Annotated in this window: 18 protein-coding genes and 2 pseudogenes; 4 read left to right on the top strand and 16 right to left on the bottom strand. The window is 62.1% G+C overall.

What is annotated here, in order from left to right:
* Window positions 1–2 precede the first annotated feature (2 nt).
* A pseudogene (locus tag QF039_RS15810) lies at window positions 3–1,212 on the top strand (amino acid deaminase).
* A 130-nt stretch (window positions 1,213–1,342) separates the two neighbouring features.
* A complete protein-coding gene (locus QF039_RS15805) occupies window positions 1,343–2,251 on the top strand; it encodes a sugar kinase (protein ID WP_307519365.1) in 909 nt (302 codons plus the stop codon).
* Window positions 2,252–2,367: 116 nt separating this feature from the next.
* Here QF039_RS15805 and QF039_RS15800 read toward each other — a convergent pair.
* The 15 genes and pseudogenes from QF039_RS15800 to QF039_RS15730 all read right to left on the bottom strand — a co-directional run.
* Window positions 2,368–2,658: pseudogene (locus QF039_RS15800) on the bottom strand (peptidylprolyl isomerase); the annotation flags it as partial.
* Between the two features lie 27 nt (window positions 2,659–2,685).
* Window positions 2,686–5,223 (bottom strand): PAS domain-containing protein, encoded by a 2,538-nt coding sequence (locus QF039_RS15795; protein ID WP_307519362.1) that lies wholly within the window; start codon window positions 5,221–5,223, stop codon window positions 2,686–2,688.
* A 135-nt stretch (window positions 5,224–5,358) separates the two neighbouring features.
* Entirely contained in the window at window positions 5,359–7,317 is a 1,959-nt protein-coding gene (locus QF039_RS15790) for an acetoacetate--CoA ligase (protein ID WP_307519360.1), read from the bottom strand.
* Between the two features lie 169 nt (window positions 7,318–7,486).
* A complete protein-coding gene (locus tag QF039_RS15785) occupies window positions 7,487–8,260 on the bottom strand; it encodes a 3-hydroxybutyrate dehydrogenase (protein WP_008436986.1) in 774 nt (257 codons plus the stop codon).
* 7 nt (window positions 8,261–8,267) lie between these two features.
* A complete protein-coding gene (locus QF039_RS15780) occupies window positions 8,268–9,659 on the bottom strand; it encodes a GntP family permease (RefSeq protein ID WP_102606532.1) in 1,392 nt (463 codons plus the stop codon).
* A gap of 296 nt (window positions 9,660–9,955) precedes the next feature.
* On the bottom strand, window positions 9,956–11,353 hold the full coding sequence (locus tag QF039_RS15775) for a sigma-54-dependent Fis family transcriptional regulator (protein WP_307519357.1): 1,398 nt from the start codon (window positions 11,351–11,353) through the stop codon (window positions 9,956–9,958).
* Entirely contained in the window at window positions 11,350–12,921 is a 1,572-nt protein-coding gene (locus QF039_RS15770) for an ABC transporter ATP-binding protein (protein WP_307519355.1), read from the bottom strand. The genes QF039_RS15775 and QF039_RS15770 overlap by 4 nt, the downstream gene beginning before the upstream one ends.
* A gap of 11 nt (window positions 12,922–12,932) precedes the next feature.
* Window positions 12,933–13,955, bottom strand: coding sequence for an ABC transporter permease (locus QF039_RS15765; RefSeq protein ID WP_003208019.1), 1,023 nt, complete (start codon window positions 13,953–13,955; stop codon window positions 12,933–12,935).
* Entirely contained in the window at window positions 13,955–15,016 is a 1,062-nt protein-coding gene (locus tag QF039_RS15760; protein ID WP_307519351.1) for a microcin C ABC transporter permease YejB, read from the bottom strand. The genes QF039_RS15765 and QF039_RS15760 overlap by 1 nt, the downstream gene beginning before the upstream one ends.
* Window positions 15,016–16,875, bottom strand: coding sequence for an extracellular solute-binding protein (locus QF039_RS15755; protein ID WP_003208022.1), 1,860 nt, complete (start codon window positions 16,873–16,875; stop codon window positions 15,016–15,018). The genes QF039_RS15760 and QF039_RS15755 overlap by 1 nt, the downstream gene beginning before the upstream one ends.
* A gap of 140 nt (window positions 16,876–17,015) precedes the next feature.
* The gene (locus QF039_RS15750) at window positions 17,016–17,297 is read right to left on the bottom strand and encodes a peptidylprolyl isomerase (RefSeq protein ID WP_307519349.1); all 282 of its coding nucleotides are present in this window, start codon (window positions 17,295–17,297) and stop codon (window positions 17,016–17,018) included.
* Window positions 17,298–17,384: 87 nt separating this feature from the next.
* Complete coding sequence (locus QF039_RS15745) at window positions 17,385–18,242, bottom strand: response regulator transcription factor (RefSeq protein ID WP_102370284.1); 858 nt, start codon at window positions 18,240–18,242, stop codon at window positions 17,385–17,387.
* 56 nt (window positions 18,243–18,298) lie between these two features.
* The gene (locus tag QF039_RS15740; protein WP_177123062.1) at window positions 18,299–19,717 is read right to left on the bottom strand and encodes an aminotransferase; all 1,419 of its coding nucleotides are present in this window, start codon (window positions 19,715–19,717) and stop codon (window positions 18,299–18,301) included.
* A gap of 25 nt (window positions 19,718–19,742) precedes the next feature.
* Window positions 19,743–20,843, bottom strand: coding sequence for a polyamine ABC transporter substrate-binding protein (locus QF039_RS15735; RefSeq protein WP_307519345.1), 1,101 nt, complete (start codon window positions 20,841–20,843; stop codon window positions 19,743–19,745).
* A gap of 104 nt (window positions 20,844–20,947) precedes the next feature.
* Entirely contained in the window at window positions 20,948–21,442 is a 495-nt protein-coding gene (locus QF039_RS15730; RefSeq protein ID WP_307519342.1) for a DUF1543 domain-containing protein, read from the bottom strand.
* A gap of 108 nt (window positions 21,443–21,550) precedes the next feature.
* Between QF039_RS15730 and QF039_RS15725 the strand changes: the two genes are divergently transcribed.
* Window positions 21,551–22,372 (top strand): aldo/keto reductase, encoded by an 822-nt coding sequence (locus tag QF039_RS15725; RefSeq protein ID WP_003208032.1) that lies wholly within the window; start codon window positions 21,551–21,553, stop codon window positions 22,370–22,372.
* Between the two features lie 55 nt (window positions 22,373–22,427).
* On the opposite strand, the gene QF039_RS15720 is transcribed toward QF039_RS15725, so the two are convergent.
* Window positions 22,428–22,943, bottom strand: a complete 516-nt coding sequence (locus tag QF039_RS15720) for an Hcp family type VI secretion system effector (RefSeq protein WP_307519339.1) — start codon at window positions 22,941–22,943, stop codon at window positions 22,428–22,430.
* 476 nt (window positions 22,944–23,419) lie between these two features.
* On the opposite strand from QF039_RS15720, the gene tssA reads away from it, so the two are divergent.
* Window positions 23,420–24,973 carry a type VI secretion system protein TssA gene (gene tssA, locus QF039_RS15715; RefSeq protein ID WP_307519337.1) on the top strand — a complete coding sequence of 518 codons (1,554 nt, stop codon included), beginning with the start codon at window positions 23,420–23,422 and terminating at the stop codon, window positions 24,971–24,973.
* Window positions 24,974–24,985: the final 12 nt, after the last annotated feature.

The following is a 24,985-nucleotide window of genomic DNA, read 5'->3' as shown; positions in this document are numbered from 1 at the left end:
TTATGTCTGCCTTCAATGCCGTTGAAAAAGGCGCCGCCGCCGTCGGTGCACATCTGGTCCGTGACGTCAGCCTGCCGGCCCTGGTGTTGCACCGCGACGCCCCTGGAACACAACATCCGCTGGATGCAGGATTTCGTCAGCAACAGCGGTGCGCAATTGGCGCCTCACGGCAAGACCAGCATGATGCCCGCGCTGTTCCAGCGGCAGATCGAGCAGGGCGCATGGGGCATCACCCTGGCCAACGCCGTGCAGACCCGCGCTGCGTACGCCGGTGGGGTTCGCCGGGTGTTGATGGCCAACCAACTGGTGGGCGCGCCGAACATGGCGCTGATCGCCGACCTGCTGGCCGACCCCGAATTCGACTTCCACTGCATGGTCGACCACCCGGACAACGTCGCCGACCTGGGCCTGTTCTTCGCCGCCCGTGGCCTGCGCTTGAACGTGATGATTGAATACGGCGTGGTCGGCGGGCGTTGCGGTTGCCGCACCGAACAACAGGTGCTCGACCTGGCCAAGGCGATCAAGGCCCAGCCAGCGCTGGCCCTCACCGGCATCGAAGGCTACGAAGGGGTCATCCATGGCGAGCACGCCATCAGTGGCATCCGCGAATTCGCCGCCTCCCTGGTACGCCTGGCCGTCGACCTGCAAAACAGCGGCGCCTTCGACCTGGCCAAGCCCATCATTACCGCCTCGGGTTCGGCCTGGTACGACCTGATTGCCGAATCCTTCGAAGCCCAGAACGCCGCCGGCCGCTTCCTCAGCGTATTGCGCCCGGGCAGCTACGTGGCTCACGACCACGGCATCTACAAAGACGCGCAGTGCTGCGTACTCGACCGTCGCAGCGACCTCAACGAAGGCCTGCGCCCGGCGCTGGAAGTCTGGGCCCACGTGCAATCGCTGCCGGAGCCGGGCTTCGCGGTGATCGCCCTGGGCAAGCGCGACGTCGCCTACGACGCCGGCCTGCCGGTGCCGCTCAAGCGCTACAAGGCTGGCGTGCTGCCAGCCGAGGGTGATGACGTGACCGCGTGCAAGGTCACCGCCGTGATGGACCAGCATGCGTTCATGGTCGTCGCACCGGGGGTTGAGTTGCGCATTGGCGACATCATCTCCTTCGGCACATCCCACCCGTGCCTGACCTTCGACAAGTGGCAAGTGGGTAATCTGGTGGATGAGCAGTTGCAGGTGATCGAAAGCCTGCATACCTGCTTCTAGACCGAGTCGCGCCCATCGCAGGCAAGCCAGCTCCCACATTCGACTGCATTTCGACTGAAGAAACTCGGTCAACTGTGGGAGCCGGGCTTGCCCGCGATGAGGCCCTCAAGTACACATAGAGCCCCCAGACATGAACACAAAACCCCGCATCGCCCTGATCGGCGAATGCATGATCGAACTGCAACACCGCGCCGACGGCAGCCTGCAACAAAGCTTCGGCGGCGACACCCTGAACGCCGCCGTCTACCTGCGCCGCGAGCTGGGTGAGCCGAGCACCGTCGACTACGTCACCGCCCTGGGCGATGACAGCTTCAGCGATGCCATGTGCAAGCACTGGGCCGAAGAAGGCCTGGGCCTGGGCATGGTCCAGCGCCTGCCCGGGCGCCTGCCGGGTTTGTACTGCATCCAGACCGATGCCAACGGCGAACGCAAATTCCTCTACTGGCGCAATGAAGCGGCCGTGCGCGACTGCTTCACCACTCCGGCGGCCGAGCCGATCCTGGCAGCGTTGCCGACGTACGACGTGGTGTATTTCAGCGGCATCACCCTGGCGGTGCTGGGCGAAGTGGGCCGTGCGCGCCTGCTGGAAACCCTGGTCGAAACCCGCAAGCGCGGCGGCAAGGTGGTATTCGACAACAACTACCGGCCACGCCTGTGGGCCAGCGTGGACGCCGCACGCGCGGCGTATCACGCGGTGTTGGCCGAGGTGGATATCGCCTTGCTGACCGAGGATGACGAACGGGCGTTGTTCGGCTATGAAGACAGCGAGCAGGTGTTTGCGGCGTACCCGACGATTGCCGAGGTGGTACTCAAGCGCGGGGCGGATGCGTGTTTGATTCGCTGGGAAGATGAGCGGTTCGAGGTGCCGGCGTTGGTGGTGGACAAGGTGGTCGACACTACGGCGGCGGGGGATTCGTTCAGTGCGGCGTACCTGGCCAGTCGGCTCAAGGGCGGCTCGCCGCAGGATGCAGCACTGGCCGGGCATCGGTTGGCGAGCCGGGTGATTCAGGTGCCAGGTGCACTCATTCCCCGAGACTGACGCTGATCGTTCCCACGCTCCGCGTGGGAATGCAGCCAGGGACGCTCTGCGTCCCAAGAGCGGACGCAGAGCGTCAGGTGAGGCATTCCCACGCGGAGCGTGGGAACGATCAGCCATCAATCGCGGTAAAACACTTGCACCAGGTGATACCCGAACTTGCTCTTGATCGGCCCATGAACCACCTTCACGGGCTTCTTGAAGATCACCGCATCAATCACCCCCACCATCTGCCCCGGCCGCACTTCACCCAAATCACCGCCGCGCTTGGCGGAAGGGCAGGTGGAGTACTTCTTGGCCAACACATCAAACGCTTCGCCCTTGGCAATACGCTGCTTGAGCTGTTCGGCTTCCTCACTGGTTTTCACCAGAATGTGACGGGCTTGGGCTTTCATTGATCGGTCCTGATGTGAAACGGCGCGCGATTATGCCTGAAGTCAGGCCTCTGAGCTGATCATGCTGCGGATTTTGTTGGCCAGCAGGTCAATCGAAAACGGCTTGGCCACCATGTCCATGCCTTCCTCCAGGAACCCCTGGCGCTCGGCGGCTTTCTCGGCGTAACCGGTCATGAACAGCACCTTCAGGTCCGGCCGGTGTTGCCGGGCGATTTCCGCCAGTTGCCTGCCGTTCATCCCCGGCAAGCCCACATCAGTCACCAGCAAATCCACGCGCAAGTCGGACTCCAGCAACGGCAGCGCCGCCCGTGCATCCGCCGCCTGGTGTGCGGTGTAGCCCAGTTCATCCAGTACATTCACCACCAGCATCCGCACTGCCGGGTCGTCCTCGACCACCACCACGGCTTCGCCTTCCAGCGCTACCGGGGCTTCGCCCTGGGTGGCGGGCGTGGTCCGCTCCAGTGCCGTGCCATGCAGGCGCGGCAGGTACAGGCGCACGCAGGTGCCCTGGCCCGGTTCGCTTTGGATGGTCACGTGGCCGCCGGATTGCTGCGCAAACCCATAGATCATCGACAGCCCAAGGCCGGTACCCTGGCCGATGGGCTTGGTGGTGAAGAACGGGTCGAAGGCCTTGGCGAGGATTTTCGCGGTCATGCCGGCGCCGTTGTCGCTCACGCCGAGCATCACATAGTCGCCGGCCTTGACCGGTTCCAGGGTGGTGATGTCGGTGCCGTCGAGGTAGCTGTTGGCGGTTTCGATGCACAATTGCCCACCGTCGGGCATCGCATCGCGGGCGTTGATCACCAGGTTGAGCAGGGCGTTTTCCAGCTGGCTGGCGTCGGTGTTCACCGGCCACACGTCGGTGCCCAGTTGCACCTTGAGTTCGATGTGCGCGCCCTTGGTGCGGCGGAACAGGTCTTCCAGGGACGCCACCAATTGATTCGGGTCGACCGGCTTGCGGTCCAGGGATTGGCGGCGGGAGAAGGCCAGCAGGCGATGGGTCAGCGCAGCGGCGCGATGAGCCGAGGATACGGCGGCGTCGGTGAAACGGCCGATCTCGTCGCTGCGCCCGGCGGCGATATAGCGTTGCATCAGGTCCAGGCTGCCGATGATCCCGGTGAGCATGTTGTTGAAGTCATGGGCGATGCCGCCGGTGAGCTGGCCGACCGCTTCCATCTTCTGGGCATGGCGCAGGGCGTCTTCGGCACGCTCGCGCTCGAACATCTCGTTTTGCAGGCGCTGGTTGGCTTCGGCCAGGGCCTGGGTGCGCTGGCTGACGCGCTCTTCGAGGTTTTCGTTGAGGTGGCGCAGGGCTTCTTCGGTAAGTTTGCGCTCGGTCTCGTCGATTACAAAAATATAGAAACCGTTGACTGAACCGTCAGCGCTGAAGCGCGGCAGGTACTTCATCAGCGCGTGGCGTGGCCGCCCGTCATGATGCGGGGTGACGGTAACGAAACTGCAGGCCTTGCCCTTGAGTGCCGCCTCGATCTTGTCGACGCGCCCGGCATAGATTTCGTCGCCCAAGACTTCGCGGATGGTCTTGCCGTACAGCTCCTGCGGGGTCATGCCGTACCAGTCCAGGTAGGCACTGTTGTTCAGGCGAAAACGCTGCTCGTGGTCGACATAACCGATCAACACCGGCATGGCGTTGATGATCAGTTGCAGCTCGGTCTGGCTTTGGCGCAGGGCCTGTTCGGTGTGCTTGCGTTCGGTCAGGTCGAGGGCTGCGCCGAGAAAACGCGCCGGTCGGCCATGGTGATCCTTGTAGCAGCGGCCCCGAGCAAACACCCAGCGCACTTCGCCGTCGGCGCGCTGCAGGCGGTATTCCTCGGCGTACTCGGTGCCGTGGGTGATGCAGTGCTTGATGCTGCGGGCCACCATGCCACGGTCTTCGGGGTGCACGCCTTGCAGGTAGTCGCTGATGGGCAGCAGGTCGGCGTCGCACGGGTCAACACCGTGCAGTTGGGCGAAATGGGCGTCGGCGATAAAGCGGTCTTCACCGATATCCCAGTCCCAGGTGCCCACGGCATCGGTGGCGGCCAGGGCCAGCTGCAGGCGTTGCTCGGTGTTGCGCTGGGCCTTGAGGCTGTTCTCGGTGCGCTGCTGCAGTTCCAGGGCGATGCGCCGGCGCTCGTTGGTTTCGATGGCGGTAATCAGGATCCCGGCGACCTCGCCACGCTCGTCGCGGATCGGGCTGTAGGTCAGGTCGAGCCAGATCTCGGTGTCGCGGTCGTTGCGCTGCAGGACGAAACGCTGCTCGGTGAAGGTGCGCACCTGGCCCATGAGGACGGCGCTGTAGATCGGGTCGGTAAACGGCTTGAGCTCAGGCCAGATCAGGTCAGCCGGTTGGCCGAAGGCGGCCGGGTGCTTGTTGCCCGCCAGCATTGCGAAGCCGTCATTGTAGATCTGGGTGAGTTCGGCACCCCACAGCAACAGCATCGGCATCGGTGAATGGATCACGATGTCCACGGCTGTACGGAGGCTTTGCGGCCAATCAATGGCGTCACCGAGGGGGCTTCGTGCCCAGTCCAGCCGCGCAATCAGTGCTGCGGCCTCGCTGCCGGTGGGTGATACGTTCATGTAAATGCCCTGCGCGTAACGCTTGAAGAATGACAAAAGCCGATTATCCCGCGACCCGGGGCCGGCTTTCCACCCTCGAAAAATAGCATGCTTGAGGGGTTTGTCTTCAAATGAGTGCTTAAAGGCTAAAACGTTTCATCTTTCTGCCAGCTCCCGGCGATCACGAAATTGCTCCAGCGCCTCGGGGTTGGCCAGTGCGTCGGTGTTCTTGACCGCCTCGCCATGCACCACGTTGCGCACCGCCAGCTCGACGATCTTGCCGCTGATGGTGCGCGGGATATCCGTCACCGCGAGGATCTTCGCCGGCACGTGGCGCGGCGTGGTGTTGGCGCGGATCACCTGGCGGATCTGCTGCTCCAGGCCGTCGTCCAGTTCAATGCCGTCGTTGAGGCGCACAAACAGCACCACCCGCACGTCATCCTGCCAGCGTTGGCCGATGGCCAGGCTTTCCAGGACCTGAGGCACTTTTTCCACCTGGCGGTAGATCTCCGCGGTGCCGATGCGCACCCCTCCGGGGTTGAGCACCGCATCCGAGCGGCCATGGATCAGCAGGCTCCCATTGGGCCGCTGTTCGGCGTAGTCGCCCTGGGCCCACACGCCGGGGAACTGGCTGAAATACGAAGCCCGCAGTTTTTCCTGGTGCGGGTCATTCCACAGGCCGATGGGCATTGCGGGGAAGTGCCGGGTGCACACCAGTTCGCCTTTTTCGCCCACCAGCGGGTGGCCCTGGTCGTCCCACACTTCGATAGCCATTGCCAGGCTCTTGCACTGCATCTCGCCACGGCGCACCGGCAGCACCGGGTTGCCGATCACGAAGCAGGACACGATGTCGGTGCCACCCGACATCGACGACAGGCACAGCTCGGGCTTGATCTCGCGGTACACGTAGTCGTAGCTCTGGGGTGACAGCGGCGAGCCGGTAGAAATCAGGCCCTTGAGGCTGCCCAGGTCATGGCTCAGCCGCGGTTGCAGCCCGGCTTTCTCCAGGGTGGCGAGGAACTTGGGGCTGGTGCCGAACACGCTGATTTTTTCCTGGTCGATCAGGTCCATCAGGCGTTCCGGCCCGGGGTGAAACGGCGAGCCGTCATACAGCACCGCCGTGGCGCCGATGGCCAGTACCGACACCAGCCAGTTCCACATCATCCAGCCGCAGGTGGTGTAGTAGAACAGGCAGTCGTCCCGCGACAGGTCGGCGTGCAGGCCGTGTTCCTTGAAGTGGGTGAGCAATACGCCGCCGGTGCCGTGGATGATGCACTTGGGCACGCCGGTGGTGCCGCTGGAATAGAGGATGTACAGCGGATGATCGAAGGGCACGGCGACGAAATCGGGCTCGCCGCCGGGGGTGTAGAAGTCGTCCCAGAGCGCGACGTGGGCCCGGGTCTGATACTCCTCGGGCCGCGCCTGCGGGCGGGCATACGGCACGATGATCAGTTGTTGCAGGGACGGCAGCCGTTCGAGGATTTCATTGAGCTTGCTGCTTTGGTCGATGACCTTGCCGGCGTAGCGGTAACCGGCGCAGGTGATCAGCACCTTGGGTTCGATCTGGCCGAAGCGGTCGATCACGCCCTGGGTGCCGAAGTCCGGCGAGGAGCACGACCAGATGGCGCCGAGGCTGGTGGTGGCGAGCATGCCTACCAGTGTTTGCCAGGTGTTGGGCAGGCACGCGACCACCCGGTCCCCTACGCCCACGCCGGCCGCCCGCAGGCTGCGTTGCAGGCCGCCGACATGGCGGGCCAGTTCGGCGTAGGTCAGTTGCTCGCGCTGGCCGTCTTCGCTGATCGCGACCACGGCGGGGTGATCGTCGCGGCGGCGCAGCAAGTGTTCGGCAAAGTTCAGGGTAGCGCCGGGAAACCACTGGGCGCTGGGCATCTCGGCGTCTTCGATCAGTACCGCGCTGGGCGGCGTGCGGAACTGCACGTCGAAGAACTCGACAATCGACTGCCAGAAGTCCGGGCGCTGGTCGATGCTCCACTGGTGCAGGGCCGGGTAGTCGCTGATCTGCAAGGCATGGCGATCATTGATGAAGCGCCGGAACTGGTCCATCCGGGTGTTGTGGATGCGTTCGGGGGAGGGTTGCCAGAGTATTTCGGACATAAGGAAATCTCTTTTTTATTATCTGATCTATCTAACGACACCGATCAAAATGTGGGAGCGGGCTTGCTCGCGAATGCGGTGGGTCAGTTCCAGATGTGTTAACTGATACACCGCATTCGCGAGCAAGCCCGCTCCCACATTTGAGCTGCGGTGTCTTGGGAATCGTCGTTTACTGGGCCAGCCAGCCACCGTCGATATTCCACGCCGCACCGCGCACCTGGCTGCCGGCTTCGCTGCACAGGAACAGCACCAGCTCCCCCAATTGCGGCGGCGTCACGAACTCCAGCGACGGCTGCTTCTCCGCCAGCAAATCCTGCTGCGCCTGCTGCGGGTCAACCCCGCTGGCAATGCGGTCATCAATCTGCTTCTGCACCAGCGGCGTCAGCACCCAGCCCGGGCAGATGGCATTGCAGGTGACATTACTCTGGGCGGTCTCCAGGCCCACCACCTTGGTCAGCCCGATCACCCCGTGCTTGGCAGCGACGTAAGCCGCCTTGCCCACCGAACCCACCAGCCCATGCACCGAGGCGATATTGACGATCCGCCCCCAACCCTTGGCTTTCATGCCCGGCAGGCTCAAACGCGTGCTGTGGAACACCGACGACAGGTTGATCGCAATGATCGAATCCCAGCGCTCCACCGGGAATTCGTCCACCGGCGCCACATGCTGGATCCCGGCGTTGTTCACCAGAATGTCGATGCCGCCAAACTCGCGCTCGGCGTAGGCGATCATCTCGGCGATCTGCGCCGGGTCGCTGACGTCGGCCGGATGATGCCCGACCTTGCCGCCGAAGGCCTGCACCTGGGCGATCACCGCGCTGGCATCGCCGAAGCCGTTGAGGATCAGGTTGGCGCCGGCCTTGGCCAGGCTCAGGGCGATGCCCAGGCCGATGCCGCTGGTGGAACCGGTGACCAGGGCGGTCTTGCCGTTCAATGTCGTCATATCAACCTCACACAATGCCGGTGGCGTAGAAAGTACCAATCACCACGAACACCGCGAGGGTCTTGATGATCGTGATGCCGAAAATATCTTTATAGGCTTCGCGGTGGGTCAGCCCGGTGACCGCCAGCAGCGTGATCACGGCGCCGTTGTGGGGCAGGGTGTCCATGCCGCCGCTGGCCATGGCCGCGACCCGGTGCAGTACTTCAAGGGGGATATTGGCCGCATGGGCCGCTGAAATAAAGCTCTCCGACATGGCCGCCAGCGCGATGCTCATGCCGCCCGAGGCGGAACCGGTGATGCCGGCCAGCAGGGTCACGGTAATCGCTTCGTTGACCAGTGGGTTGGGAATGCCCTTGAGCCAGTCCGCCAGCACCAGGAAGCCCGGCAGCGAGGCGATCACCGCACCAAAACCGTATTCCGAAGCGGTGTTCATCGCCGCCAGCAGCGCGCCGCTGACGGCACTCTTGCTGCCCTCGGCGAGCTTGCTGCGAATCGCCGAGAAGCCGAACACCAGCACCACGATAATCCCCACCAGCAACGCCGCCTGCACCGCCCAGATTGCCGTGAGCTTGGCGACTTCGGTCTGCACCGGCGCGCTCATGCCCGGCAGGCTGAGGGTGTGGGTCTTGCCGTACCACAGCGGAATCCAGTGGGTGAACAGCAGGTTCATGAGGCCCACCAGCAGCAGCGGCGACAGGGCGATCCAAGGGTTGGGCAGCTTGATGTCTTCGGCGGTTTCCGGCTCGTTGCGCAGCTCGGTCCCATAGCCTTCACCGGCGCGCTGGGCCTTGTTGCGCTGGCGGGCCAGGTACAGCATGCCGGCGCAGAACACGAAGATCGTGCCGATCAGCCCCAGCCACGGCGCGGCCCAGGCGGTGGTGTTGAAAAAGGTGCTGGGGATGATGTTCTGGATCTGCGGCGTGCCGGGCAAGGCGTCCATGGTGAACGAGAACGCGCCGAGGGCGATGGTCGCCGGCAGCAGGCGCTTGGGGATATTGCTCTGGCGGAACATCTCGGCGGCAAACGGGTACACCGCGAACACCACCACGAACAGCGACACGCCGCCGTAGGTCAGCAGGGCGCACACCAGCACGATCACCAGCATCGCCTGGCGGGTGCCGAGCAACTGGATCGCGGCGGCGACGATGGAGCGCGAGAAGCCGGAGATTTCAATCAGCTTGCCGAACACCGCACCGAGCAGGAATACCGGGAAATACAGCTTGAGGAAGCCGACCATTTTCTCCATGAACACCCCGGTGAACGCGGGAGCGACGGCGGAAGGGTCGGTGAGCAGCACGGCGCCGAGGGCGGCGATGGGGGCGAACAGGATGACGCTGTAGCCACGGTAGGCGGCCAGCATCAGCAGCGCCAGGGCGGCGAGGGCAATGATCACACTCATGGTGTGTCTCCATCTGATTGTTATTTTTGTGGGGGTGAGGCGGTGGGGAGGGTCTTTAGCGAGATGTGTGCCAAGTTATTAACTTATTGAAATATATAGATAAATTCTTGATCTGTGAGGGCGTTCTCAAGTTTTGTCCCGAATTTGAGACTGTTGGAGATCAAATGTGGGAGCGGGCTTGCTCGCGAATGCGGTGTATCAGGCAGTAATTCAGGCACTGACACACCGCATTCGCGAGCAAGCCCGCTCCCACATTGGATTTTCTCTGTATTTGGAATTGTGTCTCTTTTTTGAGACTAGGCGATGCCCAAGGCAACCATTTTCTTGTACAAGGTCGACCGGCCCAGCCCCAGCCGCTTCGCCGCCTCCACCACATTCCCCTCACAGTGCTTCAACGCCGCCCCAATCACCTGCCGATCAAACCGCTCCCGGGCCGCGCTGAAACTCTCGCCCTCAACGGTCTCTACCGAACTCTGCTCAACCGGGCTGAATGTACCAATTGCTGCGCGAATTTCACTGGCATCCAGCACCAGGTCATCACTCAACAGTGCCGCCCGCTCCAGCACATTGCGCAGCTCGCGGATATTCCCCGGCCACGCATGCTGCGCCAATAACGCCAAGGCCTCGCGGTCCAGCTCATGCTGGCTGCGCAACTCCTCCAGAATCGCCTCGCTCAACGCCGGCAAATCATCCAGCCGCGCGCGCAACGGCGGCACCTGGATCGGCAGCACATTCAGCCGGTAATACAGGTCCGCCCGAAACTCGCCGCGCTTGATTGCCGCTTCCAGGTCCATGGACGTGGCCGCAATCACCCGCACATCACTGTGGATCATCTCGTTGGAGCCCACCGGCTCGAACTCTTTCTCCTGCAACACCCGCAGCAATTTGCTTTGCAGTGGTAGCGGCATGTCGCCGATCTCATCGAGAAACAGCGTGCCGCCCTGGGCGATCTGCAACTTGCCGGGGCGGCCCTTGCGGTCGGCACCGGTAAATGCGCCGGGCGCGGTGCCGAAGAATTCCGCCTCCAGCAAATCATGCGGGATGGCTGCGCTGTTGATGCTGACGAAAGCTTTATGGGCGCGAGGCGATGCACCATGAATCGCCTGGGCCAGCAGCTCCTTGCCGGTCCCGGTTTCCCCCAGCAGCAACACTGGCGACTCCGCGCTCGCACTGCGCCGCGCCCGACGTTTGACTTCCAGGCTGGCCGCGCTGGTGCCGATAAAGTGCGCGAAGTTGTATTTACTCTGCCGCGACCTCAGCAGCGACCGAGTGGAAGCCAGTTCCCGCTGCATGCTCAGGTAGCGCTCGATCAGCGGCGACAGGTTGCGCAGCTCATCAAACAGCGCAAACCCGATCGCACCGATCACCTTGCCGGCGTCGTCATGGATCGGCAGGCGCATCACCACCAGCGGGCCTTTGGGCGTGTCCTGGATATCCAGCAATATCGGCTGGTCGTTACGCACCACCTGGCGCAACAGGCTGTTGGAAATCACCTGCTCGCAGGGTTGCCCGATGGCTTCGTCGGCGCTTTTCAGGCCGAAGCGCTTGGCGTAGCGCTCGTTCATCCAGACGATGTTCGCGTCACCGTCGACAATCACCGTGCCTTCGCTGGACTGCTCGATGATCTCGAACAGCGACTGGATCGCCAGGCCGCGAACGTATTGGTAATCCTTGAGGCTGCCAGTGGTGCTCATGGGTGCGCCGCCGCGAGGAGTTCCCGGGTGTAAGGGTGTTGAGGCGCGGCAAACACTTCATCGCTGGGCCCGTGTTCCACCACCTTGCCGTCCTTGATCACGATCATGTCGTGGGCCAGGGCCCGCACCACCGCCAGGTCATGGCTGATAAACAGGTACGTCAGGCCGTACTTTTCCTGCAACTCAAGCAACAGGGCGACCACCTGTTTCTGCACGGTACGGTCCAGTGCAGAAGTGGGTTCGTCCAGCAGGATCAGCGCCGGCTTGAGCACCAGCGCACGGGCGATGGCGATGCGCTGGCGCTGGCCGCCGGAGAATTCATGGGGGTAGCGATGGCGGCTGGCAGGGTCCAGGCCCACGTCTTCCAGCACGCGGATCACTTGGGCTTCGCGGTCCTTGAGGCTGCACGGGGCATGCACTTCCAGGCCTTCGCTGATGATCTGCGCCACCGACATCCGCGGGCTGAGGCTGCCGAACGGGTCCTGGAACACCACCTGCATCTGCTTGCGCCACGGTTGCATCTGCTTTTGCGTCAGGCCGTCGAGGGCCTCGCCCTGGAAGCGAATCGCGCCGCTGGAATCCAGCAGCCGCAGAATCGCCTGGCCCAGGGTGGATTTGCCAGAGCCGGACTCGCCGACAATCCCCAGTGTCTTGCCGCGCTGTACCTCCAGGCTGATGCCGTCCACCGCTTGCAGGTACTGCTTGCGCCGGAACAGCCCGCCGCCCAGCGGGAACTGCACACTCAGGTTATCCACCTGCAACACCGTCTCCCGCGCCTCGTGGTTCAAGACGATGCCTGCCGGTTCAGCATCCAGCAGCAGGCGGCTGTAAGGGTGCTGCGGGGCGCAGAACAGGGTTTCGCAATCCGCCTGTTCGACAATCTCCCCGGCCTTCATCACGCACACCCGCTGGGCAATGCTGCGCACCAGGTTGAGGTCGTGGCTGATCAGCAGCAGCGACATGCCCAGGCGTTGTTGCAGGGACTTGAGCAGCAGCAGGATCTTGCGCTGCACCGTCACATCCAGTGCAGTCGTCGGCTCATCGGCAATCAGCAGTTCCGGTTCACAGGCCAGGGCCATGGCGATCATCACCCGCTGGCGCTGGCCGCCGGAGAGTTGGTGGGGGTAGGCCTTGAGGCGTTCCCGGGGCTTCTGGATGCCCACCAGTTCGAGCAATTCAAGGATCCGCGCCTGGGCCTGTTTGCCGCCCAGACCCTTGTGCAACAGCAGGGTTTCGCCGATCTGCTTCTCGATGCTGTGCAGCGGATTCAGGGACGTCATCGGCTCCTGGAAGATCATCGCAATCCGGTTGCCCCGCAGTTTTTGCAGGGTGGCGGGCGTGGCGCCGAGCAGTTCCTGGCCGCGATAGCGCACCGAGCCGGTGGTTTCTGTGCCGGCTTCGGGCAGCAGTTGCAGGATCGAATGGGCGGTCACCGATTTGCCCGAACCCGACTCGCCCACCAGCGCCAGGCACTCGCCGGGGCGCACGTCCAGGCACAGCTTGCGCACCACCGTCTGGCCGTTGAAGGCGACACTCAGGTCGCGAATCTCGATCAGGTTTTCAGTCATCTCAACGGCCTTCATGAGCGTGGGTCGAAGGCGTCACGCAACGCCTCGCCGATAAACACCAGCAACGACAGGATCAGCGCCAGGGTGAAAAACGCGGTCAGCCCCAGCCATGGTGCTTGCAGGTTCTGCTTGCCCTGGGCGATCAGCTCACCCAATGACGCGCTGCCGGCGGGCATGCCGAAACCGAGGAAATCCAGGGCGCTCAGGGTAGAAATCGCCCCGGTCAAAATGAACGGCAGGTAGCTCAGGGTAGCGGTCATCGCGTTCGGCAGGATATGCCGGCGGATGATCTTGCCGTCCCCCAGGCCCAACGCCCGCGCGGCCTTGACGTACTCCAGGTTGCGCCCCCGCAGGAACTCGGCGCGCACCACGTCCACCAGGGCCAGCCAGGAAAACAGCGCCATGATCCCCAGCAGCCACCAGAAATTCGGTTCGACAAACCCTGACAGGATGATCAACAGATACAGCACCGGCAGCCCGGACCATACTTCCAATATTCGTTGCCCGAGCAAGTCGACCCAGCCGCCGTAATATCCCTGCAACGCACCGGCCGCGATGCCGATGGCGGCGCTGATGGCGGTGAGAGCCAGGGCAAACAGGATCGACACCCGGGCGCCGAAGATCACCCGCGCCAGCACGTCGCGGGATTGGTCATCGGTGCCCAGCCAGTTCACGCTGGAGGGCGGGCTGGGGGCAGGGCGGGTCAGCTCATAGTTGGGGGTGTCGTCGCTGAACGGGATTGGCGGGAACAGCATCCAGCCGCCGTCCTTCTTGATCAGGTTCTGCACGTATTCACTGCGGTAATCCGCCTGGAACGGCAGTTGCCCGCCGAACTCCTGCTCGGTGTAGCGCTTGAACACCGGGAAATACAGCTCATTCTGGTAGCTGAGCACCAGGGGTTTGTCATTGGCGATCAACTCGCCGCCGAGGGTCAGGATAAACAGGCCGATAAACAGCCACAGCGACCACCAGCCGCGGCGGTTTTTCTTGAAGCGTTCAAAGCGCCGACGGGCCACGGGAGAGAGCTTGAGCATCAGGCGTTCCTCGCGGCGAAGTCGATACGCGGGTCCACCAGGGCGTAGCAGAGGTCACCGATGAGTTTTATCAAGAGGCCAAACAGCGTGAAGATAAACAACGAACCGAACACCACCGGATAATCCCGTGAAACTGCAGCTTCGTAGCTCATGCGACCGAGGCCGTCGAGGGAGAAGATCACCTCGATCAGCAGCGAACCGGCAAAGAACACCGCGATAAATGCCTGGGGAATCCCCGAGATCACCAACAGCATGGCGTTGCGGAACACATGCCCGTAAAGCACCCGGCGTTCACTCAAGCCTTTGGCCCGGGCGGTGACCACGTACTGGCGGGTGATTTCATTGAGGAACGAGTTTTTGGTGAGGATGGTCAAGGTGGCGAAGCCGCCGATCACCAGGGCGCTGACCGGCAGTACCAGGTGCCAGAAGTAATCGGCGATCTTGCCGACGGTGCTCAACTGGTCAAAGTTTTCCGAGACCAGCCCGCGCACCGGAAACCAGTTCAGCGAGGTGCCGCCGGCGAATACCACGATCAGGAACATCGCAAACAGGAACGCCGGCATCGCATAGCCAATCACGATCGCGGTGCTGCTCCACACATCGAAACTGCTGCCATGGCGCACCGCCTTGCGAATCCCCAGCGGGATCGACACCAGGTAGGTGATCAAGGTGGCCCACAGGCCGAGGGAAATGGTCACCGGCATCTTTTCGAGGATCAGGTCGGTCACGCTTTTGCCACGGAAGAAACTGTTGCCGAAGTCCAGCTGGGCGTAGCTCTTGAGCATCAGCCACAGGCGTTCCGGCGCGGGCTTGTCGAAGCCGTATTGTTTTTCGATGTCCTTGATCAGTTTCGGGTCCAGGCCACGGCTGGCCCGTGAGCCGCTGCTGAGGCTTTCGGCAGACGAGCCGCCGACGCCACCGCCGCCGATGCCTTGCAGGTGGGCGATGGCCTGTTCCACCGGCCCGCCGGGCGCGGCCTGCACGATAACGAAATTCACCAGCAGGATAATCACCAGGGTGGGAATGATCAGCAGCAGGCGCCGCACGATATAGGCAAACATCAGCGGGCTCCCGGGCGTTTGGTCAGTTCGGCTTTCATCTGTTCATTGGTCAGCGGCGTGGGGCTGATTTCCCACCAGGTTTCCAGGGCCTCATCGGTCTTGGCTTCCACGGCCGGGCGGCCGAAGCGGTTCCACCACGCGGCGGAGGTGCCCGGCGGGTAGTAGTTGGGGATCCACAGGTAATTCCATTGCAGCACGCGGTCCAGGGCGTGGGCGTAACTGAGCATCAGCGACTGGGTATCGGCCTTGACCAGGCCGTTGATCAGGCTGTCGACGGCCGGGTCTTTCAGCACCATGTAGTTGTTGGCGCCGGTATCAAACGCGGCGGCCGAACCGAAGTAGTTGTACAGCTCCATCCCCGGCGAGGTGGTAACCGGGAAGCCGGTGACGATCATGTCGTAGTCCCGGGCCATCAGGCGGTTGACGTATTGCGAGGAGTCAATGCGGCGGATGTTGAGGGTGATGCCGATCTGCGCCAGGTTGCGCTTGTACGGCAACAACAGGCGCTCAAGGCCGTTCTGGGCGTTGAGGAAGGTGAACTCCAGCGGCTCGCCCTCGGCATTCACCAGCTTGTCACCGTCGGGCTTCCAGCCGGCCTGTTCCAGCAGGGCCAGGGCTTGCAGCTGCTTGTCGCGGATCATCCCGGTACCGTCGGTGGTGGGGGCCTTGAACACCTGGGTGAAGACTTCGTCGGGAATCTGCCCGCGCAAAGGTTCCAGGATCGCCAGTTCCTGGGCGTCCGGCAGTTGGGTCGCCGCCAGCGGGCTGTTGGAGAAGAAGCTCTGCTGGCGGATGTACATGTTGCGCATCATCTGCCGGTTGGCCCACTCGAAGTCCCACAGCATGGCCAGGGCCTGGCGCACGCGGCGGTCCTTGAACATCGGTTTTTGCACGTTGAATACGTAGCCCTGGGCCGGCTGCGGTGCCTCCTTGGCCAGGTGCGCGCGTTGCAGGCGGCCATCATCGAGGGCCGGGCCGTTGTAGCCGATGGAGTAGCCGGTGGCGGAGAATTCGCGGTTGAAGTCGTAGGCACCGCCCCGCAGGACCTGGCGCGCCACTTCGGTGTCGCCGAAGTATTCCAGGCTCAGATGATCGAAGTTGTACAGGCCGCGGCTGATGGGCAGGTCCTTGCCCCACCAGTTCGGGTCACGCTTGAACGTGATGGTGTTGCCGGCATCCACCTTGCTGATGGTGTAGGGGCCGCTGCCGAGGGGAATCTCGTAGCCGCCGCCGTCGGCGAAGTTGCGGGTCTTCCACCAATGTTCGGGGAACACCGGCAGGGTCGCGACATCCAGGGGCAGGGTGCGGTTTTCATTGCTTGCGAAATCGAAGCGCACCTGGCGCGGGCCTTCGACTTCGACGTGTTTGACGTCGGCGAACAGCGTGCGGTAGCGCAGGCTGCCCTGGGTCATCAGCAGGTCAAAGGAGTAACGCACGTCTTCGGCGGTGATCGGTTGGCCATCGGCGAAACGCGCCTTGGGGTTCAGGTAGAAACGCAGGGACAGACCGTCGTCTGACCGCTCCATCTTTTCCGCCACCAGGCCGTAGACCGTGTAGGGCTCGTCCAGCGAACGCAGGGCCAGGGGCGAATACAGCCAGCCGTCGACCTGGCTGACCCCGATGCCTTTGTCGCCATAAGGCAGTACATGGTCGTAGCGCCCGATTTCGATCGCCGAACGCCGCAGGCTGCCGCCCTTGGGGGCATTGGGGTTGGCGTAGTCGAAATGGGTGAAGCCGGGTTGGTATTTGGCCGGCTCGCCGTACACGGTCAATGCCGATTGCGGCGCGGCGATCACGGCGGTGCTGGCCAGCAACAGGGCCAGGGTGGAGCAAAACAGGGTAGAAAAAGCGACTCGCATTATCAGCCTTGGGCGCCGGGTGAAGAGGTAAAGGGATTTGTACGCTATGCGCGTACGCCTCGCCAGTCATCACACTGTCACAGATGCACAACGGCCCACCAAAGGGTGGGCCGTTGTTTTAAACATTAGCGCGGACTGGATCAGTCCTGACGGCTGGTTACTTCCAGCAGGTGATAACCGAACTGGGTTTTCACTGGGGCTTGCACGGTGTTGACCGGGGCGCTGAATACGACGGTGTCGAATTCCTTGACCATTTGGCCCGGGCCGAACGAACCGAGGTCGCCGCCTTGACGGCTGGACGGGCAGGACGAGTTGGCTTTGGCAACTTCGGCGAAGTCGGCGCCGCCTTCGATTTGCGCTTTCAGTTCGTTGCACTTGTCTTCGGTGGCAACGAGGATGTGACGGGCGGTGGCTTTGGCCATGAGGGGTATCTCCTTGGGTAAAAATGCTGAGCGTACCGGATTCAGGTGGTTATTTCCTGGCAAAGTTCCCCTGGGTTGCCTGGACGGTCAGGATCGGGCCATTACGCCGCTGTGGGTCAGCCAATCGATAAACAGCGCAAACAGCTCCGCCTGGGAGTTGATTTCAAGCTTGGTATACAAATGCTTGCGGTGCATGCGCACGGTTTCCGGGGAAATACCCAGCACCTGCGCGGTGGATTTCACCGAGTGCCCACGCAATATAAGGTGGGCGATTTCCCGTTCGCGCACGGTCAATACACCGCTGCCAAAATGCATGAACGCCGCTTCAATCTGCTGATGCACCTGGGTCTGGGTGAAGGCCTCGTCGCTGATCACCTTGCACAGCCCGCCCGTGGTGCCGAAGCGGCGCAGCAGTTCGCGCACGATGGGTTGGGCGGTTCGTTGCAGTGCCAGTTGTTCGTCGCTGAACTGGCCGGCACTCAGCCCCTGGAACATGCACAACGAAATCTTGCTGTTGGGGCACAGGTCGACGATGTAGTAGCTCTCCTGGGCGCCGCCGCTGCGCAGGTAGTAGGTTTTGTAGTACTCGCTGTTGAAGAAATCGTCCGGGGCGATCTGCGCCAGATGGTAGAAACCTTCGGCCAGGCCCTTGTCTACCGCGAGGCAGAACGGGTCCAGCAGGTAGCCCCGGGAGAAGTAACGGTTGATGATCTCTTCGTAGTGCGGCCGGGGGATGCCTTGCTGGTAGAGCAAGTGTGGCGCCTGGCCCTGGCGCTCCAGGCTGATCATCATCGATTCGATAGGGGTCAGCGCACTGAGGGCGCAGGCCAGGTGTTCAAGGAATGACGCTTCGTCGACGCTGGCGAAGGCGTGGGCCAACGCACCATTCCAGGCGTCAAGCACCTGGAAGGACGGGGCAGGGCAGTGATCGGCATGCTCGTTCATGCCGGCCAGTCTACCCGCCGGCCAGGGCCCCGGCAAAAGCACCGGGGCGCCCAGGCTCATCGGCCTTGATACTCGCCGCTCTGGCGCAGCTCTTCGGCGGTGTCGAGGATGCACTGGCGCAGGATTTCCACCACTTGATCCACCTGGGCATGGGTGATGATCAGCGGCGGCGACATCACATTCAGGTGGCCAATGGGCCGTACCAGCAAGCCTTTGGCCTGGGCCCGCAGGTGGATCTTCTCGCCGATGTTCACCGCGTCCGGCAGCAGCGCCTTGGTGTGCTTGTCGGCGACGAACTCAATGCAGGCCATCAGCCGCTGGCAGCGCACGTCGCCCACCAGCGGCAGGCTGGCCAGGGTTTGCAGGCGCTGTTCGAGGTACACGCCGACGTCTTCGACATGGGCCAGCAGGTTTTCCCGCTCGATGATCTCGATGTTCTTCAGCGCCGCCACGCAACTCACCGGGTGGCCGCTGTAGGTGAAGCCGTGGGTAAAGCAGCGGCCCTTGCCCGGCTCGCCGATCACTTGCCAGATGCGGTCCGAGAAAATACACGCGCCCAACGGCAGGTAGCCGGACGTGAGGCCCTTGGCGGTGGTGATGATGTCCGGTTGCATGTCGAACACTTCCTGGGAGGCGAAGAATTTTCCCAGCCGGCCGAAGGACGTCACCACTTCATCCGCCACGTAGAGCAGGTCATAACGTTGGCAGACTTCCCACATGCGCCGGTGGTAACCCTTGGGCGGAATGATCACGCCGCCCGAGCCCATGATCGGTTCGGCAAAGAACGCGGCCACTTTGTCGGCGCCGATGGTCAGGATCTTGTCTTCGAACTCATCCACCAGGAAATCGAGGAACTGCGCCTCGCTCATGCCCTGCGGCGCCCGGTAGTAGTTGGGGCACGAAATGTGGTGGAACAAGTCGCTCATGAAATCGAATTCCGGCGCGCGGTCGGCGGCCTTGTTGCCGATGGACATCGTGAGGAACGTCGAGCCGTGATACGCACTGAAGCGCGAGATGATGTGTTTCTTCTCATGCTTGCCGCGACTGTTCTGATAGAACTGCACCAGGCGGTAGGCAGTATCGACGGCGGTGGAGCCGCCGGTGGTCAGGAACACATGATCAAGATCGCCGGGAGCCAGGCTGGCAAGCTTGGCGCACAGTTCGATGGCGGTGACGTTGGCCATGTCGCAGAACGGGTTGGAGTACGCCAGCTGGCGAACCTGGTTGGCGATGGCGTCTGCCATTTCCTCGCGGCCCAGGCCGATATTCGTACACCACATGCCGCCGACCGCATCCAGGTAGCGGTTGCCGGCGGTGTCGTAGATGTAGGCGCCGTCACCCGCCGCGATATTCAGTGAGCCTTGTTCACGGTGTTCGTCGAACATATGAAAACCGTGCATGTAATGGGCCTTGTCGGCGGCGTCCAGTTGGTCGTGGTCGAACTGGGCGAAAAAGTCAGGATTTGGCAGGGTCATGGCGTTTACCTTCAATGGCTGGGTTTCACTTGCCGGTCTTCACGGCATTCCAGGTACGGGTGATCAGGCGCACGGCAGCTTGGGACTGGCTTTTCTGGGTGAACAAGCGCTGCATCGTCGCCGGGTCCGGGTAGATGGCCGCGTTGTCGCGTATATCGGCATTTACAAAGGGCTTGGAGGCCAGGTTGCTGTTGGCGTAGTGAATGGTGTTGCTGACGCCGGCGATAACCTCGGGTTGCAGGAGGAACTCGATGAACTTGTGGGCATTCGCCACATGGGGCGCGTCGGCCGGGATGTAGAAGTTGTCGAACCAGATCAGCGAGCCTTCCCTGGGGATGAAGTAACTCAGGTTGACCTTGGCCCCGGCTTCCGCCGCCCGGGCCTGGGACGTGGCGTAGTCGCCGGACCAGGTGGTGGCCATGCACAGCTCGCCATTGGCCAGGCCGTTGATAAAACCGCTGGAGTCGAATTTGCGGATGTACGGGCGCACGGCCATCAGCACGTCCTGAGCGGCCTTGAGGTCTTTGGGCGCCACGCTGTTGGGGTCCAGGCCGAGGTAGGTCAGGGCCAGCGGGATCATGTCGGTAGGGGAGTCCATGAAGGTGATGCCACAGTCGGCGAAGCGCGAAACGATCTTGGGATCGAAGATCATCGCCAGGGAGCCGATGGGCGCATCCGGCATGCGTTCCTTGATCTTGTCGATGTTGTAGGTCACGCCATTGCTGCCCCAGGTGTAAGGCGCGGAATAGGTCACGCCCGGATCATGGGTTTCCAGGCTTTTCAGCACTTGCGGGTCGAGGTTGTTCCAGTCCGGCAGCAGCGCTTTGTTGAGGGGCTGGAAGGCCTTGGCCTTGATCAGCAGCGGCACCAGGGACGCGTTGAGCACCACCAGGTCATAACCCGAGCGCCCGGACAGCAGCTTGCCCTGCACGGTTTCGTAGGAGTCGTAGGTGTCGTAGATCACCTTGATGCCGGTGGCTTTCTCGAAGTCGGCGAGGGTGTGTTCCCCGATGTAATCGGCCCAGTTGTAGATGCGCAAGGTGTTGCCCGGGTCGTCAGCGGCCTGGCTGACGGACGTTGATGCAAGCAAGACAGCGCTGAACAGGGCGATAACGGCTTTATGCATGGCGAACCCACCTTGATGTTGTGCTTGTTGTCAGGCCGAGGGGCTGATTGCACTTTCAGGCAGGTGGCGGGTGGGGCGCCATACCCCGTTCGGGTAGGAGGCGGTCAGGGCAGTACGATGTAGTCGTTTCGCGTGACGACCGGGCGGTGTACGCCGGGTTCCAGGTGGATGTAGCGCCCGTCTACCAGGTCGATGGGCAGGCAGTCGTCGATATCCAGTACGCCGTCGGTGTGGGATTGCGTCCAGTGCGTGAGCATCTGCTGTTTGCCTTGGGCTGCCGCCTCCCTGACCGTGCGCGCAACCACCAGCAGGTAGTGGTGTGCCTCGCCAAAGACGTTCGATTCATACCCGCCCAGGTTGATGAAGTACAGGCGCGGCGCCCCGGCGTTCGGCGCCAGGTGGCTGAGCTGGACTTTCCAGCCGTCAACGCCATCCACCGTCATCCAGGAGTCGATATGCACACCTTTCTGGCTGCCGAACCAGCCCTCGCGCAGTTGCGGGTAGGCGGCTTCCAGGGTGTCGGCGACGGCGAACACCACATCATGCACTTCGATTTTCGCCCGGGGGTGCTTACCCCCCAACATGACCACAAACAGCATTGCAGGCCCTTTCTATGGCTGGGATGGAAAGGGCCACCTTCCTTCGATTGAACCCTTTTGTCCAGTCGGTGCCACACTGTTAATTCGCAAATTCATCAGGAGGTTGTCATGCGCACCATTGATCTGGCCGGCGTACCCGTCCCTGTCATCGGCCAGGGGACCTGGCGCATGGGCGAGGATCCCGGCAAGCGCAGCGCCGAAGTGGCCGCGTTGCAACTGGGTATCGATGAGGGCATGACCCTGATCGATACCGCTGAAATGTATGGCGAAGGAGGTGCCGAAGAAGTCGTCGGCGAGGCGATTCGCGGCAAGCGCGACCAGGTGTTCCTGGTCAGCAAGGTGTACCCGCACAATGCCAGCCACAAGGGCATTCCACGTGCATGTGAGGCCAGTCTCCAGCGCCTGGGCACCGACTACATTGATCTGTATCTGTTGCATTGGCGTGGGCAATACCCCCTTGAAGAAACGGTAGAAGCCTTCGAGCGCTTGCGTGAGGCAGGCAAGATCGGTCGTTGGGGTGTGTCCAACTTTGATGTGGCAGACCTGCAGGAGCTGGCTTCCCCGGCCTGTGCCACCAATCAGGTGCTCTACAACATCGAGGAGCGCGGCATCGAGTTCGACCTGCTGCCATGGTGGCAGCAACACAATTTACCCTTGATGGCCTACTGTCCCATCGCCCAGGGTGGCGAGCTGTTGGCCAGCCCGACCCTCAAGCAAATTGCCCGTCGCCACGAGGTCACACCCGCCCAGGTTTCCCTGGCCTGGGTCTTGCGCCAGGACGGTGTGATCGCGATTCCCAAGGCGGTTACGCCAGAGCATGTCCGGCTCAATGCCGCAGCGGCGAAGCTGGTGCTGGATGAGCACGACCTGGACGCGATTGACCGGGTTTTTGGGGCGCCGAAGCGCAAGCATCCGCTGGCGATGGTCTAGTGGCCGACAGAAACGGTGCCGTCCATGGCGATGCCGTTTCTGTTTCGGTGGCTGCTTAGCCGGCTACCGGGCTGCGCCAGTCATCAGAGCCAGAGGTACCGGAGACCTCATGGGTCCAGACGATTTTCCGGTAAGTGAAATACACATCCTCCAGGTGCGTGAAGTGTGCGTTGTTCGGGTCCTGGCAATTGGGCATCTGTGACTGGATGTCCACCAGGATCGCGTCTTCCAACTCGATGGTGAAGTAGTGTTCCTGGGTTCCGGCTGAAGAGGTTCGGTACCACTCAAGGCGGCACTTGACCATTTCCCCGGAGGTCAATGCGCTGAACAGCAATGGCGACGATTTATCGAATACCTTGCTGATCATCAGGGGCTTGTGCACACGCTGGCCGGTGGGCTGGCCGGATTGCGGGTCACGGGGAATGATCACCTGATGCTGGAATGCTTCCACCAGGATCTGGTCTTCATGGCCTTCCTGGTAAATGTTGCCGACCGAGTCCTGAGTGAACGTGCCTGCCGTGATCAAGCCTTGCTTGGTGCCGGTGATGGATAGATACGCGGGTGTTGGCATGACGGTTTTCCTTGCCTGATAAATGAGGTCGTCCCGGCCGACGGACTTGCCGGCCGGGTAATGCTCGATATCAAGAAGCGTGCCGGAAAGTTCGAGCGTCAATGAAAGCAGGGGGGTAAGGTTTTATCGGTTTTTATTTTGAGCGGCATTAAAGGTTTTAATTCGATTTAGTTGTATTTGTTTGCGCAGGGGTGTGCAGTTAGTTGCTCATGTTGATGGACGGTGTTATTCGCAGAGTTCACGTCATTCATGATGATGCCTGGCGCCTTGGCTGCGCAAATTCTTGCGCGTCGGTGATTTTTCTATTCTTGTAGGAAACTCCTTAACTGCTATTTGGTGGCTTGAACAATGCTTTTTGCATGGATAAGGTTCGTGCTCTTCTCGTAGGGAAGGCAAACTTTAATCAATGTCCTGATGTGCGCTTGAATGGCCATTAGTTCACTGGACATGTTCAGGAAAGTAAAGTGCGGCCCATAATGGTTTACTCAGACAGGCTTTCCGATTATTACCTCGAACTTGCGCAGGCACCCCACTCGAAAACGAGTTATGCGGGGGCCGATATGCGTTTTTCGACCGAGTATGAGGCGCTTGAAACTGAACTGGGCAAGGCGTACTCCATTCACGGAAACAGTCAGCCTGACTGGCAATGGGTCGTGGAAAAAAGCGAGGCGCTGTTACGCCACCAGTCCAAGGACTTGCGGGTCGCTGTCTGGTTGACCTGGGCCTTGCATCAGCGCGAGTCCTTCCCCGGGCTACTCGCAGGCCTCGGATTGCTGCGCTACCTCTGTGAGCATCATTGGGCGGTCGTTTATCCGGGCAAGCTGCGTACCCGCAGTGCCGCCTTTGGCTGGCTGGTCCCGCGCCTCGAGCAGGTGCTTGCACAACCTGTTTCGCTCAAGGATCAGCGGCCCTTGTTCCACTGCATGCTCGAACACCTGGCGCGGCTGGACGAGTTGTGGACCGAACACCTTCTCGAAGATGCGCCACTGTTACTGCCGGTTCGCAGGCAGCTGTCGGACCGATTGCAACAGTCCACCGAAAGCGAACCTCCAGCAGGCGGTAGCACAGGGGTGATCGCCCATATCAAGCAGGTCGCGACTCAGTTGATGGCGCCCGAGCCCATTGTGGAAAACGAAAAGGACGCCCACAAGCTGCTGCGCACGCTGCAGGAACATGCCCGGCCCTTGTCGGCCTGGTGGCAGCGTCAGAATGCCACTGACCTGCGCGCACTGCGTCTGAACCGAACGTTGACCTGGCTGACGATCACCAGTCTTCCGGACTGTGACAGCGAACAGGTAACGCCTTTGCGCGGGCCGGCGCCCGACAAGCTCAAGCGGTACCAGGAGCGCTTTGCCCAAGGGCAGCATACCGACCTGCTGCTGGAGCTTGAGAGCAGCCTGGCCGGAGCACCTTTCTGGTTCGACGGCTTGTACCGGGTGTGGGAGTGCCTGCAGGCACTCCAGGCCGACCTGGCCATGACCGAGCTGGAAGTGCACTTCGCGCTGTTGCTCCAGCGCTTGCCGGGGCTTGCACAGCTGCGCTTCCACGACGGAACACCCTTCGCCGACGACGTCACCCGTGGCTGGATCAACACCCAGGTTGCCCGCCATTTGCAAGCCCCGGTCCCACTCAGGTCGGCACCTGATGCCCCGGCTGCGCCTTGGGACAAAGCGTTGCACGACGTCATGCCCGTGCTGCGCAAGGACGGGTTCAAGGTGGCTGTGCGGTCCCTCAAGCAGGGCATGCAAACCGCAACAGGTGATCGTGCCCGGTTTCATTGGCGGCTTGGCCTGGCCAGGTTGTGTTTGCTGGCAGGCAAGCATGACCTGGCCAAAGTCCAGCTCGATCACCTGGACCACGAGCTGCAGCACTCAGGCCTGCAGCGCTGGGAGCCCGAGCTGGCGGTTGAAGTGCTGCAGCTCTTGCATGGCTGCTGTGACGTATTGCCCCAAAGCCATTCCGTGCGTGAGCGCAAGGAAGATGTCCATCGCAGGCTGTGCCACTTCGATCTCGAAGCGGCACTTGAATAGGCTTTCGAGCCC

Origin of the sequence: Pseudomonas sp. W2I6 (assembly GCF_030815935.1) — a bacterium.
Classification (GTDB): Bacteria; Pseudomonadota; Gammaproteobacteria; order Pseudomonadales; family Pseudomonadaceae; genus Aquipseudomonas.
The sequence above is the reverse complement of the archived record's forward strand: the minus strand, read 5'-3'. Positions and strand labels throughout refer to the sequence as shown.

Coding starts and splice junctions, on each gene's coding strand:
- QF039_RS15805 (WP_307519365.1), top strand. CDS start 1,343: ATGAACACAAAACCCCGCATCGCCCTGATCGGCGAATGCATGATCGAA.
- QF039_RS15795 (WP_307519362.1), bottom strand. CDS start 5,223: ATGAACGTATCACCCACCGGCAGCGAGGCCGCAGCACTGATTGCGCGG.
- QF039_RS15790 (WP_307519360.1), bottom strand. CDS start 7,317: ATGTCCGAAATACTCTGGCAACCCTCCCCCGAACGCATCCACAACACC.
- QF039_RS15785 (WP_008436986.1), bottom strand. CDS start 8,260: ATGACGACATTGAACGGCAAGACCGCCCTGGTCACCGGTTCCACCAGC.
- QF039_RS15780 (WP_102606532.1), bottom strand. CDS start 9,659: ATGAGTGTGATCATTGCCCTCGCCGCCCTGGCGCTGCTGATGCTGGCC.
- QF039_RS15775 (WP_307519357.1), bottom strand. CDS start 11,353: ATGAGCACCACTGGCAGCCTCAAGGATTACCAATACGTTCGCGGCCTG.
- QF039_RS15770 (WP_307519355.1), bottom strand. CDS start 12,921: ATGACTGAAAACCTGATCGAGATTCGCGACCTGAGTGTCGCCTTCAAC.
- QF039_RS15765 (WP_003208019.1), bottom strand. CDS start 13,955: ATGCTCAAGCTCTCTCCCGTGGCCCGTCGGCGCTTTGAACGCTTCAAG.
- QF039_RS15760 (WP_307519351.1), bottom strand. CDS start 15,016: ATGTTTGCCTATATCGTGCGGCGCCTGCTGCTGATCATTCCCACCCTG.
- QF039_RS15755 (WP_003208022.1), bottom strand. CDS start 16,875: ATGCGAGTCGCTTTTTCTACCCTGTTTTGCTCCACCCTGGCCCTGTTG.
- QF039_RS15750 (WP_307519349.1), bottom strand. CDS start 17,297: ATGGCCAAAGCCACCGCCCGTCACATCCTCGTTGCCACCGAAGACAAG.
- QF039_RS15745 (WP_102370284.1), bottom strand. CDS start 18,242: ATGAACGAGCATGCCGATCACTGCCCTGCCCCGTCCTTCCAGGTGCTT.
- QF039_RS15740 (WP_177123062.1), bottom strand. CDS start 19,717: ATGACCCTGCCAAATCCTGACTTTTTCGCCCAGTTCGACCACGACCAA.
- QF039_RS15735 (WP_307519345.1), bottom strand. CDS start 20,843: ATGCATAAAGCCGTTATCGCCCTGTTCAGCGCTGTCTTGCTTGCATCA.
- QF039_RS15730 (WP_307519342.1), bottom strand. CDS start 21,442: ATGCTGTTTGTGGTCATGTTGGGGGGTAAGCACCCCCGGGCGAAAATC.
- QF039_RS15725 (WP_003208032.1), top strand. CDS start 21,551: ATGCGCACCATTGATCTGGCCGGCGTACCCGTCCCTGTCATCGGCCAG.
- QF039_RS15720 (WP_307519339.1), bottom strand. CDS start 22,943: ATGCCAACACCCGCGTATCTATCCATCACCGGCACCAAGCAAGGCTTG.
- tssA (WP_307519337.1), top strand. CDS start 23,420: ATGGTTTACTCAGACAGGCTTTCCGATTATTACCTCGAACTTGCGCAG.